Annotated in this window: 8 protein-coding genes; 4 read left to right on the top strand and 4 right to left on the bottom strand. The window is 49.6% G+C overall.

From position 1 onward, the window contains the following. Positions 1-467 precede the first annotated feature (467 nt). The 3 genes from AB4875_RS13470 to acnA all read right to left on the bottom strand — a co-directional run bounded on the left by AB4875_RS13470 (position 468) and on the right by acnA (position 5,268). Positions 468-2,054: a GNAT family N-acetyltransferase gene (locus AB4875_RS13470; RefSeq protein WP_368376571.1), complete on the bottom strand. Its 1,587-nt coding sequence runs from the start codon at positions 2,052-2,054 to the stop codon at positions 468-470. Positions 2,055-2,138: 84 nt separating this feature from the next. After that, positions 2,139-2,486 (bottom strand): DUF6489 family protein, encoded by a 348-nt coding sequence (locus tag AB4875_RS13465; protein ID WP_368376570.1) that lies wholly within the window; start codon positions 2,484-2,486, stop codon positions 2,139-2,141. 145 nt (positions 2,487-2,631) lie between these two features. Next, positions 2,632-5,268, bottom strand: coding sequence for an aconitate hydratase AcnA (acnA, locus tag AB4875_RS13460; protein WP_368376569.1), 2,637 nt, complete (start codon positions 5,266-5,268; stop codon positions 2,632-2,634). A gap of 331 nt (positions 5,269-5,599) precedes the next feature. On the opposite strand from acnA, the gene AB4875_RS13455 reads away from it, so the two are divergent. The 4 genes from AB4875_RS13455 (at position 5,600) to gdhA (ending at position 11,815) form a co-directional block, all read left to right on the top strand. Then, positions 5,600-7,378: an FAD-dependent oxidoreductase gene (locus AB4875_RS13455; protein WP_368376568.1), complete on the top strand. Its 1,779-nt coding sequence runs from the start codon at positions 5,600-5,602 to the stop codon at positions 7,376-7,378. Position 7,379: 1 nt separating this feature from the next. Continuing rightward, entirely contained in the window at positions 7,380-9,239 is a 1,860-nt protein-coding gene (locus AB4875_RS13450) for a 2-oxoacid:acceptor oxidoreductase subunit alpha (protein ID WP_368376567.1), read from the top strand. Further along, the gene (locus AB4875_RS13445; protein WP_368376566.1) at positions 9,239-10,291 is read left to right on the top strand and encodes a 2-oxoacid:ferredoxin oxidoreductase subunit beta; all 1,053 of its coding nucleotides are present in this window, start codon (positions 9,239-9,241) and stop codon (positions 10,289-10,291) included. Before AB4875_RS13450 ends, AB4875_RS13445 begins: the two co-directional genes overlap by 1 nt. A 171-nt stretch (positions 10,292-10,462) precedes the next feature. After that, positions 10,463-11,815 (top strand): NADP-specific glutamate dehydrogenase, encoded by a 1,353-nt coding sequence (gene gdhA / locus AB4875_RS13440; RefSeq protein ID WP_368376565.1) that lies wholly within the window; start codon positions 10,463-10,465, stop codon positions 11,813-11,815. A gap of 238 nt (positions 11,816-12,053) precedes the next feature. On the opposite strand, the gene AB4875_RS13435 is transcribed toward gdhA, so the two are convergent. Further along, a complete protein-coding gene (locus AB4875_RS13435; protein WP_368376564.1) occupies positions 12,054-12,929 on the bottom strand; it encodes a lysophospholipid acyltransferase family protein in 876 nt (291 codons plus the stop codon). Between the last annotated feature and the right edge of the window lie 418 nt (positions 12,930-13,347).

The raw sequence follows: 13,347 nt of genomic DNA, 5'->3' as shown, positions 1-13,347 counted from the left end.
ATCCTGAAATAACTTACGCACGCGCTTATCTTGATGACAAAGAGTGGCAGGTTTTCTTTTCGGGCTCTATCCAGAGCCGATTGCCTTTTTCGGTAATCATGCAGACCATTATTTTGCTAACATAGGCTTTTGGCACGAATGCTGGCAACTTGCGACAGTAGTCGTGAATGTCGCGCTGTCATTATGCTGACTGCTTTAAAAATTAGTTTGGATGTTTGTTTTGGTAGTTTAAAAATAGGTTTAAATTCGCTAAGTAATTTAAAATTTATTATTTTGTGGAATGTAAAAAATAAGATCGGAATTGGTGTTAATAAGTAAAGAAGATTACCTGTTCTCGATGTTCGTCATTTCTGAATAAATATTTATTTAAAATAAAATGGGCTCTCGTATTGAGAGCCCATGCCGACAAGTTCTGTCGTGCCTTATTTCAATGTTTGGGCGTTAGCAGTCTGCCTTCGCCCATGATGCTAGTTTCCTCGCCATTTCATTTGATATAAATCGTGGCGGCGGTCGCGCAGATTTTGCACTGTGCCGCTATTACGGGCTATGCGCAATGACTCTGGTCGCAAATCGGCAATAGCGACTGTTTCCACATTGGGCGTGGTATCAGCGGCGATACCGTCGCGGGCAAAATGGAAATCACAGGGCGTTAAGATACAGCTTTGTGCGTATTGAATATCCATATTGGCGACGTTAGGCAAATTGCCGACATTGCCAGACATGACCACATAAACCTGATTTTCAACGGCCCTAGCCTGACAACTGTAGCGCACGCGCATATAGCTTTGGCGCTCATCGGTGCAGAAGGGCACGAATAGGATCTCAGCGCCTTGATCTACTAAGTGGCGGCCGAGTTCTGGGAACTCGGAGTCATAGCAGATTAATATACCAATGGGGCCGCAGTCGGTGTCTATAACTTGTAACTCATTGCCGCCTTCAATATTCCACCAATAGACTTCATTGGGGGTGGGGTGAATTTTTGCTTGTTCATCGACACGGCCATCGCGGTGAAACACGTAAGAGATGTTTTCGACCCTGCCGTTGGCGACGCGAGTAGGGTGTGATCCGCCGATAATATTGATGTTGTAACGCACGGCCAAGTCTTGCATGGCCTCGACGTAGCGGGGTGTGTACTTGGTGAGTGCCTCTATGGACTGAATAGGCGTTAGCTCCTGGTCTTCAATGGACAGTAGCTGCAGGGTGATAAGCTCGGGGAAAACCACAAAGTCGCCTTTGTAGTCCGCTACCACATCGACAAAATATTCTATGAACGACATGAACTCGACAAATGAGGTGACGCGTCGCTGCATATATTGCACGGTACCAATCCGCACGGTGTCGGGTTGGCGGCCGCCGTGGCGTTTGGTGTGGGCGACATTGGCAGCAGTTTCCACTTTGGGGTTGTGCCAGACAAGATGCACGCCATAGCCCATAGAGCCGGTGTCATCGACCAAGTAGTTCGGCATTAGATCGATAACTTCAAAGTTGTTGCGAAGCTGGAACGACAGCACTGGGTCACGGGTGCGTTGCTGCACTACCGCGTCCAGATAGTTTTCTGCGCTGCCATATTTTTTGATGCGACGCGACAAGCTGGGCAGACGACCGACAAAAACAATACCCTTTAAACCTAACTCTTCACACAGCTTTTTGCGTGCATTGTAGAGCCGCTGACCGATACGGTAGCCGCGCACGCTACTGTCTACACAAACCTCCATACCATATAACCACTCGCCTTCGGCATCGTGGCGGGTGCCGTAACCATTGGCGGTGATCGCAGCCCAACTATGGGGTTTTAGGCAGACTTCGCCGCTGACCCGAAATGTTGCGCAATAGCCGACTATTTCGTCCTCAAGGGTGACGACAAATTTGCCTTCGGCAAAATTATTCAATTGGCCTCGCAACTCAGCGCGCGAATACGGATCGATGCCGGTCCCTGTGTAGACGCGCTTAGATAGGGCGCCAATAGCGGGTATATCGGCTAAAGTTGCGTTGCGAACTCGCAGTACTTTGCCCGAGGCAGCAATGTTTTTGCTGCCCGAAGTGGTGTTTGCCATGGTGGTGTCACTCTGAAATTCTTAAAAGGGTTCGGTGAGGGCTAAGCAATGCTTTAGTGGTATTGGGTGCCAGCTGAAAACAATTTAGCTTTTACTTTTGCTGGATGCGCTGCGACGCACGGGCGCAGCTTTGCTAGGTGTTGGTTTTTGCGGCTTGTCATCGCTACTTTCAGGATCTTTAGCCTCTGTAGTCGCTTTGTCAGAATTTTTGCGATTGCTGGCTAAGCCGCTCAATGATTTCAATACCCGAGCAGATAAATCGATGGTTTTCATACCTTCAGTAAACGCGGTTTTCGCCATTTGTTGAATCATTTCTGAGTCACCTTCGCCGATGCGTTTGTAGACCGCATCCCAAAGTGGTTGGGCGTCTGGAAGTCCGACTAAGCGGCGCATTTCTTCCGGACTGACTTCAACCTCGACATGAATTTTCATACATCTGACTCCGTATTATCACTGAATTTAGTATGGCATTGAGTAGTTTGGATGCGCTGGTGCCAAACAAGCTCTACTGGCGCTAATATAATCGCGAATCTGGATAAAAACCAATCAAATAGCGCCGCAGAGTTAGGTAATGGCATTATTTACCCAGCTCCGCTAAAACATATTGCAGAATACCGCCGTGACGGAAATAGGCCATTTCCTCCTTGGTGTCTATCCGCAGCCGACCCAGTACTTCATGGCGACTGCCATCGCTGCGCGACAAGATGATTCTGACTTTTTGCTTTGGCGCCAAGACAGGGTCACAGGAGATGATATCAACGCCCTCGTCGCCTTGTAAATCTAGCATTTCCTGCGGTATTTGCTTGTCGAACTCTATTGGCATTACACCCATACCGATGAGGTTGGAACGGTGAATTCGCTCGAAGCTTTCGGCAATCACGGCTTTTATACCCAGTAATAAGGTGCCTTTTGCAGCCCAGTCTCGACTCGAGCCAGTGCCGTATTGCTTGCCGGCGATGATAACTAACGGCGTATTGCTCTCTTGGTATTTCATGGCCGCTTTGTAAATAGAGATAACATTTTTACCATCTGGCGATAAGGTGTAACCGCCTTCACGGTCTACGAGTTTATTGTGCAGTCGAGTATTGGCGAATGTGCCGCGGAGCATCACTTCATGATTGCCGCGCCGGGAACCATAGGAGTTAAACTCCGCCGGCGAAACGCCATTGCTTTGCAAATAATGGCTGGCCGGACTGTCTAGGGCAATTTTACCTGCGGGTGAAATATGGTCGGTGGTGATGGTGTCACCAAACAAGCCAAGAATTCGGGCGCCGCGCAAGGTCGGGAACTCTTCGCCCGATACTGTGGGAGTGTCAAAGAAGGTGGGCAAGCGAATATAGCTAGAGTCTTCCTGCCACTGGTAGGTTTCGGTGCTGGCAATATTTATGGCCTGCCATTCAGCGGTACCCTTATAGACATCCTGGTAAGCATCTTTAAACATGTCGCCGCTGACGATTTTGCGGATATCGTGAATCTCCTGGTTGCTCGGCCATAAGTCTTTTAGATAAACCGGCTTACCTTCTTGGTCTTTACCGATAGCGTCGTCGCGCAGATTCAACAGGGTGCTGCCGGCGAGCGCATAGGCAACAACAAGCGGGGGCGATGCCAGCCAGCTCGCTTTTACTTGCGGATGGATACGGCCTTCGAAATTGCGGTTGCCTGACAATAGCGCTGATACAACCATATCCTTGCTGTCGATGGCGGCGGCGATGGGGTCTGGTAGGGGGCCAGAATTGCCAATGCAGGTTGTACAGCCATAGCCAACTAAGTCGAAGCCTAGTGAGTCTAAATCCTCTTGTAGGCCGCTGTCGCTTAAGTACTTGCTGACTACTTTTGATCCTGGCGCTAATGAGGTCTTAACCCAAGGCTTAACGCGTAAACCGCGTTCGCGAGCTTTGCGGGCAACGAGCCCTGCGGCAATCATGACGTCGGGGTTGGAGGTGTTTGTACAGCTGGTAATAGCGGCAATCACCACGTCGCCGTGATGTAACTTTAAGTCCATGTCAGGAATTGCGACGCTTTCACGTAGATCGCGTTTGCTGGCTTTGAGAAAGTCGCGCATCGCCTCGCCTAAATCGCCAAGCGCAACCCGATCTTGCGGGCGGCTTGGCCCGGCGAGACTGGGCTCTACGGTATTCAAATCCAATGACACGGTGCGCGTAAACGTCGGCTGGTCGCCGGCATGCCGCCATAGGCCCTGGGCTTTGCAGTAGGCTTCGGTAAGCGCGATGTTCTCGCTGCTGCGTCCGGTTAATTCCATATAAGCTAGGGTGGCTTCGTCCACAGGGAAGTAGCCGCAGGTCGCGCCATATTCGGGGGCCATATTGGCAATGGTGGCACGATCGGCCACGCTCAATTCAGCCAGACCGTCACCGTAAAACTCAACAAATTTACCGACTACGCCCTCTCTGCGCAAAATCTGCACCACGGTTAATACCAAATCTGTTGCGGTGACGCCGTCATTTAATTTGCCGTTTAATTCAAAACCAATTACCTCCGGCAGCATCATCGAGTAGGGCTGGCCGAGTAGGGCCGCTTCGGCTTCAATGCCGCCAACGCCCCAGCCCAGCACGCCTAAGCCATTAACCATTGGAGTGTGGCTGTCAGTACCTAATACCGTATCTGGATAGGCTACACCGTCACTACTCCACACCACCTGGGCTAAGTATTCCAAATTAACCTGATGGCATATACCGGTGCCTGGCGGTACAACGCTAAAGTTCTTGAAAGCGGATTGACCCCATTTTAAAAAGCGATAGCGCTCGTCGTTGCGGGCCATTTCATTGGCTACATTCTCGCCAAAGGCCTGGGGTGAGCCAAATTGATCTACCGTGACGGAGTGGTCGATAACCAAATGAACTGGGATCTGTGGATTGATGGCGGAAACATCGCCGCCGCGTTTAGCGACCGCGTCACGCATAGCGGCTAAATCGACAATAGCGGGTACTCCGGTAAAGTCTTGCATTAACACGCGGGCGGGAGAGAAATTGAGATCTTCACCGCCAGTGGGCTGATCTAACCAGCGCGAGAAAGCAACAATGATGTCTGAGTTTACTGAATCGCCGTCAAAATGACGGAGCTGATTTTCCAGTAGTATCTTTAATGATTTTGGCAGATTGATGAGGCGATCATCACCGAGTTTGTTTAGGTCAAAATAGTGGTAATCGCTGCCGTCAACATTGAGTGTTGCGCGCAGATGGTCAGTAGATTGCATTACAAACTCCTTGGGCTGGATAACTATTTATAGCCTACCCTAGCACAGACCGCAGAAATTACCGGACGATCCCCCTCACATAGAGTTGTCTTTAATTTTAAGTGGCTGCGCCAAGGCGGTCTTAAAGGCTTCGTATGGCGTGATGTGATCAGCGCTTATGGCACCGAGTGAATAGAAGTGAGGTGCGGAGAGGCTCATTAATATGACGCCATTTTTCTAATGAATTTATGTTATTACTGTGTTGTAATCATTAGGTTTTAGGGGTGTCGGCCCCGTTAGGAATACCGACACCTGCAACCCAACTCGCTAATAATAATTTTGAGGGGGCGCATTGAAAGCCACTAACACCCGAGACCCCGAGTATTTTCACAAGGTGGTCGACTGCCAGTATGCCTGTCCGGCTCATACGCCGGTTCCAGAATATATCCGTTTAATTGCCGCTCAGCGTTACACCGATGCTTATATGATCAACTGGGAGTCGAATGTGTTCCCCGGGGTGCTCGGTCGCACCTGTGATCGGCCCTGCGAGCCGGCCTGTCGGCGCGGCCGAATAGATGATGAGCCGGTCGCGATTTGTCGGCTTAAGCGCGTCGCAGCCGATAATAAAGGCGATATCACTAATCGCATGCCAATTATTCCCAAGCAAAAAAATGGTAAACGCATTGCGCTTATTGGTGCTGGGCCGGCGTCATTAACTGTAGCAAGAGACTTGATGCCATTGGGCTATAGCGTTGACCTGTATGACGATCAGCGCGCCGGTGGCGGTTTTATGCGCAGCCAGATACCCGCATTCCGACTGCCCGAAGAAGTCTTAAATGAAGAGGTGAACCTTATTCTCGATATGGGCGTAATCACCCATTTCAATCATTATGTGGACAGCCTTAAAGCGGTCTTAGACAAAAATTATGATGCTGTCTTTATCGGCAGTGGTGCACCGCGTGGCCGAGATCTAGACTTGCCGGGCCGGCAGGCGGCAAAGGCCAATATTCATATCGGCATAGATTGGCTATCTAGCGTGGCCTTTGAACACCTTGAAAGCATCGGAAGAAAAGTCATTGTTCTCGGTGGTGGTAATACTGCTATGGATTGCTGCCGAACCGCGCGGCGAATGGGTGGCGATGAAGTCAAAGTGATTGTTCGCAGCCCTTTCGCTGAGATGAAAGCCTCACCATGGGAAAAAGAAGACGCCGCGCATGAGGGCATTCCGATTATGGATAACCATGTGCCACAGGAATTTATTGTCGAAGAGGGTCGCTTGGTGGCGATGCGCTTTGACCGTGTGAAGGCTGTGTATGAGGACGGTAAACGTCGCTTGGTCTCGACCGGAGAAGAGCCAGTCATTGTGCCATGCGATGACGTACTCGTTGCCATTGGCCAAGAGAATTCCTTTCCCTGGATTGAGCGTGATGTTGGCGTTGAGTTTGGTAAGTGGGATATGCCGGTGGTTGATGAGGTCAGTTTTCAGTCCAGCAATCCCAAGGTGTTCTTTGGCGGCGATTCCGCTTTTGGACCGCAGAATGTGATTACCGCGGTAGCGCACGGCCACCAAGCGGCGATCTCAATAGACTTGCATTGTCAGGGAGAGTCAGTCGCTAAACGGCCACCGCCAGGGGTGACCCTAGTGAGTCAAAAGATGGGGATCCACGAGTGGAGCTACGACAGCGAAGTCGCCAATGATGTTCGCTATCACGTTCCTCAAGCGGAGCTGGAAGACAGCCTCAGTAATCGAAAGTTGGAAGTGGAGTTGGGCTTTGATGCGGCCACCGCATTTCAGGAGGCGCAGCGTTGTCTCAATTGCGATGCTCAAACCGTGTTCTCAGAAGAATTGTGTATTGAATGTGACGCCTGTGTCGACATTTGCCCCACCGATTGCCTAAGTATTGTTGTTAACAGCGGGGAAGAAGACCAAGTTCGCCAGACATTAAAAATGCCCGCGAATAATACCGAGCAGGACATCTATGTGTCTGAGGATTTACGCACCGGTCGCGCCATGATTAAAGACGAGAATGTGTGTTTGCATTGTGGATTATGCGCGGAGCGCTGCCCAACGGCGGCGTGGGATATGCAGAAATTCTATTACTCGGTGACTAAAGCGGGGCAGTGCGGCTGATATGAAACGCATCGAAGCAGTAAACGATTTCGTTATTAAATTTGCCAATGTAAATGGCACTGGCTCGGCTAGTGCTAACAATATGTTTGCAAAGTCCTTATTCCGTATGGGATTGCCAATAAGTCCTAAGAATATTTTCCCGTCAAATATCCAGGGTTTGCCAACTTGGTATGAAGTGCGGGTGAATGAAAAGGGCTATCTCGGCCGGCGCGGCGGCGTGGATATGATGGTATGCATGAATCCACAAAGCATGGCGAAAGACATCCAAGAAGTGGAGCCCGGTGGTTACTTTTTATATGATTCCAGCAAACCCCTAGATTTGCGTTTAATGCGCAGCGATATCCACTTCATTGGCGTACCCTTAAAAGACTTATGTCAGCGCGAATACAGTGATGCGCGGCAGCAGCAACTGTTTAGAAATATTATTTATGTCGGCGCCCTGTCGGCCTTGCTTGATATTGAATTCGATGTATTAACTGGATTGGTATCGGATCAATTCCGCGGCAAAGAAAAATTGATAACGCCCAATGTGCGGGCCTTGGAAATTGGCTATCACTATGCCGCCGAACACTACCAATGCCCAATTGGTATTCGTGTTGAACGCCGCGACGCGGTGGGTGATCAGATCTTGATTGACGGTAATACCGCCGCCTCGCTCGGTGCCATTTACGGCGGTGCTACGGTGGCGGCATGGTATCCCATTACCCCCTCGACATCGGTGGTAGATGGTTTCGATAAATACTGTAAGCGCCTGCGCATTGATCCCGGCAGCGGCAATAAAAATTATGCCATTGTGCAGGCTGAAGACGAATTAGCCGCAATCGGAATGGTGATTGGTGCGAGCTGGAATGGCGCCCGGGCCTTTACCGCAACCAGCGGCCCAGGTATTTCCTTGATGAGTGAATTTTTGGGGCTAGCTTATTTTGCTGAAATTCCCACGGTTCTCATCGATGTCCAGCGCGCAGGCCCATCGACGGGTATGCCGACCCGTACCCAGCAGTCTGATGTGCTCGCCTGCGCCTATGCCTCACACGGTGACACCAAGCACGTCCTGCTATTCCCCGCGACGCCGCGAGAATGCTTTGAGATGACAGCTGAGGCCTTCGATTTAGCTGAAACCCTGCAAACGCCGGTCATTATGTTAAGCGATCTTGATCTTGGCATGAACGACACGATGTCCCCACCGCTGGTATGGGACGATAAGCGTGAATATCAGCGCGGAAAGGTATTTAACGAACAGCAGCTGGAGGCGATGAGCGAGCGCTTTGGTCGCTATCTTGATATTGATGACGACGGCATTCCCTACCGTACTTACCCCGGCACCCACCCCAATAAGGGCGCCTTTTTTACCCGTGGCACCTCGCGAGATGAATACGCGGTGTACACCGAAGACGGTGATGCCTACGAAAAAAATATGCAGCGTCTGCTAAAAAAATGGGACACCGCGAAAAACCTTGTTCCCACGCCTGAGCTGATTGAAGCGGCAAAGGGCGGCGCCAAAGTGGGTGTTATTCATTTTGGCACCAGTCGCAATGCCACCCTAGAAGCGGTGGACTCCCTTGCCGCCCAAGGAATTGCGGTTGATACCCTGCGTGTAAGGGGCTTTCCCTTCCATAAATCTGTCGACGCCTTTATTGAACAGCACGACACGGTGTTTGTGGTAGACCAAAACCGAGATGCACAGATGCGAACGCTGCTGGTAAACGAATGCTTGGTGTCGCCAAGAGATTTAATTTCGATTTTAAATTACAACGGCACGCCCATTTCCGCGCGTAAGATCTACGAGGAAATTACCATGGTTTTGCGGGGCGATAATGTGCGGCCGCTGCATAAGAAAAAAATTGCTAAGGAGTCTGTTTAATGACTTATATTCGTCCTGCATTTCGGCATCCCGAACTGCCACGCAATGATCTTGGTTTTACCCGCAAAGACTACGAAGGGGCGATATCAACCCTTTGCGCGGGTTGTGGCCATGACTCGATTAGCGCCGCTATTGTGCAAGCCTGTTTTGAGTTATCTATTGCCCCCCACAAAGTGGCCAAGCTATCAGGTATTGGCTGCTCGTCGAAAACACCAACCTACTTTCTGGGTAACTCCCACGGCTTTAACTCTGTGCATGGGCGTATGCCGTCGGTGGCAACGGGGGCTAATCTCGCCAATCGTGACCTGATTTATGTGGGTGTGTCTGGGGATGGCGATACCGCCTCAATCGGCATGGGGCAGTTTACCCATGTTGTGCGTCGCAATTTAAATATGATGTATGTGGTCGAGAATAATGGCTGCTACGGCTTAACCAAGGGCCAAGATTCTGCGACCGCCGATATTGGTTCCGCGAGTAAAAAAGGTGAACCCAACCCCTTTGAGCCTATCGACTTAGCGAGTATTGCCCTACAACTCGGCGCAACGTTTGTGGCGCGAAGTTTCTCTGGTGACAGAGATCAGTTGGTGCCGCTCATTAAGGCGGCTATTAGCCATCGTGGATTCGCTTTTATCGATGTGATCTCGCCCTGCGTGACCTTTAATAACAACCCTAAATCTACCAAGGGTTATGAGCATGTTCGCGATCATCTAGCGGCCACCGGCACAGTTGACTATGTCCCCTTTAAACACGAGATTTCAACCGAGTATGAACAGGGCCAATCTAAAGAAGTTACCTTGCATGATGGCTCGGTGGTACACCTTCACAAAGCCGACCCCGAACTAAATTTAAACAGCCGCCGCTCTGCCTTGCGGTTGATTAAAGACTATAAAGCAAAAGATCAAATTCTTACCGGCTTATTGTTTATGGATGAAGACTCTCAAGACCTGCATGAAATCTTGGGCACCAGCAAAACTCCGCTGCGCGATTTGGGAGCTGCAGAGCTCTGCCCGGGGCAGAAAGTACTGGATAAATTGAATGAGAGTTTGCGTTAGTTATGGGCCATTCAGCGGCTCAAACGGCGCAGATTAGGCTCGCTTTCAGTATTTCGCGTTTGAAGTTCTGCTAAGGCTATTTTCTAGCGCGAACTTAGCAGTATTTACTGAGAATTGGGTATAAGCTCTTTCTTCCTTCCGGTAACTTAAGCCAAACGATGGTAGCGCCTTATGACTGAATCGCATGTCGACCTAGAACAATTTATGGACGGTGTTAAACGCCGCAACCCCGGCGAACTAGAGTTTCATCAGGCGGTGCATGATGTTGCGAGCGACATCTTTGAGTTTATTCAAGACAAAGCGGTATACCATGAAGCGCAAATCCTACGTCGCCTAGCGGAACCCGACCGGGTGATTTCGTTTCGGGTATGTTGGCAGGATGATCTTGGCAATGTTCGCGTTCAGCGCGGCTACCGGGTTCAGAATAGCAACGCGATTGGTCCCTATAAAGGCGGCCTCCGATTTCACAAAAGCGTAAATCAAAGTATTTTGAAATTTCTCGCTTTTGAGCAAACCTTTAAGAATAGCCTCACCGGATTGCCAATGGGTGGTGGTAAGGGAGGGAGTGACTTTAATCCTAAGGGTAAATCCGATAATGAAATAATGCGCTTTTGCCAATCCTTCATGACCGAACTTTATCGCCACGTTGGCGAGGTCACCGATGTACCAGCTGGTGATATTGGCGTTGGTGCTAAAGAGATTGGATATATGTTTGGGCAGTACAAACGGATCACTAACCGCTATGTCGGGGTGCTGACGGGTAAAGGTTTAAGTTGGGGGGGGAGCCTCGTCCGTACTGAAGCGACGGGTTACGGGCTGATTTATTTTGTTGAAAATATGCTTGAGCACCGCGGCGATTCGTTTACAAATAAAACGGTTTGCGTGTCCGGCGCGGGTAATGTTGCTCTGCATGCGGCTGAGAAAGCCATTGGCCTTGGTGCCAAGGTAATTACGCTGTCAGATTCCAGTGGATTCATCCACGACCCAGAGGGATTTGATCAGAACAAAATTCATTGGTTAAAAGAACACAAATTAAAACATCAAGGTAGCATTGCCGAATACGTAGAACAATTCCCTGAGGCGAGCTTTCATCAAGCAGAAAAGCCTTGGCATATTCCCTGTGACATTGCGCTACCTTGCGCCACCCAAAACGAAATCGGCCAGGACGACGCTATAGCGCTGATTAATAATGGTGTCATGCTCGTTGCCGAGGGCGCCAATATGCCCTGCACCACAGAGGCTGTGCATACTTTTCGTGAGGCGCGCATTGGCTTCGGTCCGGCCAAAGCTGCCAACGCCGGTGGAGTCGCTGTGTCTGGCTTAGAGATGAGTCAAAACAGCGCGCGCATGTCGTGGGACGAAGTTAAATTGCACGAGCTTTTACGGGATATAATGAAGGATATCCATGAGCGTTGCCGGTCACACGGTGTTCTCGCTGATGGCTATGTTGACTACGCCAAAGGGGCAAATATTGCGGGCTTTAAAAAAGTTGCCGATGCCATGCTGGCGTTTGGTATCGTATAAGTCGCGGCAAAGATTGACGACATTTGCCGGCTAACTTAGCTTTAAATAAGCGGCCTAGACGACAAGGTAGAGGGACTGAGCCGACAATATTTTAATGTTGATCGGTACAATAAAGTCTAGTTTTGGATGTGTGAAAGCTTTCGATCTCGCGGTCGAAAGCTTTTTGCTATGTGCTTGGTTTTTAAAAAATCGCATTTTGCAGCAAAGTATTACTGTCCGCAGTCGCAGTTTTTAAACCTTATCGTGTCAGTAGGCGACGAAGGCGTCCTTTGTTAGGTTTTTCCTCATCCTGGAGCAGTAAAAGCGACTCAACCATTGTATTGATACTAGTTGCGACTTGCGCACGTAAATCAACCATCGTAGCTTTGCTCAGGACTTCACCCTTGTACTGGCTTAAATCTAATGGCTCTCCAAACTGTAGATAGCATTTTTGGGGTTTGGGAATAAGGGTGCCGAACAAGCCCATAGGAATAGGTCCTATCAAGTCTGTACGGGTGTTTTCATTAATAATGCCGAGCCGCGTTAGCGTGCGGCCAACTAGAGTCTGTGGTAAATCCTCACCTTCTATCATGTGTTTGTAAAAATCTTCTGGACCAACAATCGCCGTTGGTACAATGGTGTAGCCATGTTTAGCGGCGAGCTTTATAAAGCCGTAACGCTCCTTCCACAGCAGTTGGTATTTTTTGTCAGCTGATTTGGTGGCCTCGTGAGCGCCACCTGGAAACACCAGCAAGTCACTGCCTTTTTCCATTAGGGCGGAGCATACCTCGGGATGGCCAATGACCGCCCCTTGGTCTAACAGTAACTTCTCGTTAACCGAATTCCACATAAATTTATCGCTGAGCGGACGCAGAAAACGGCCTTGCTCAGCTAACATTGGCAGTCCGATAATAGGGCCGTCAACCGCGTACATGGCGTGGTTTGCAACGAACAAGCAAGGCTGAGACGGAATGTTTTCTACATTAATCAGTTCCGGCTGAAACATGCGCTTGATTATCTTATAAGCAACATTCCGGATTTTAGAATTCGGTGGCGAAACCCGCATAGCCTTTTTTATATAGCGAACTAAGTGTTCACCGCTGTAGGGTTCAGCATTCTTATCGGTAAAAGCCATTGTTGATCCTATGGTGTTGCCGCGGCTCGGCACGTGGCAGAGCAGGGGGCAAATAGTCGTATTGTATGTTTTTGTTAGGATTTAGGCATTTTAGGGCGCAGAGGCCATTCAATACCACCTTTCTTTGTAATGGCTTTCTACATCCTAGCCACTCAAGCCCAGAGTGCACGTGCCTGATTACCTTTGTTTGCTGTACCTAGAGGACCATTGCACAGTATTCGTTTCTTTTGAAGCCACTAAATTTGTATACCACTTTTTAGCTACTACACTTTTTGTACACGATGTATTGCGCGAAATCACTTATCACGGTAGTTAGTAGCGCGGGCAAACCTATTTCTCAATAATGAAACGCTGAGTAATGGTATGTACTGATGTACGAGGCCGTCTGTTAAGGCTAGGTTTATGATAAGGAAGTAGG

The sequence above is a fragment of the Zhongshania sp. R06B22 genome (assembly GCF_040892595.1).
Classification (GTDB): domain Bacteria; phylum Pseudomonadota; class Gammaproteobacteria; order Pseudomonadales; family Spongiibacteraceae; genus Spongiibacter; species Spongiibacter arctica.
Note: the sequence above shows the minus strand (reverse complement) of the source record. Positions and strands in the feature narration are given on the sequence as shown.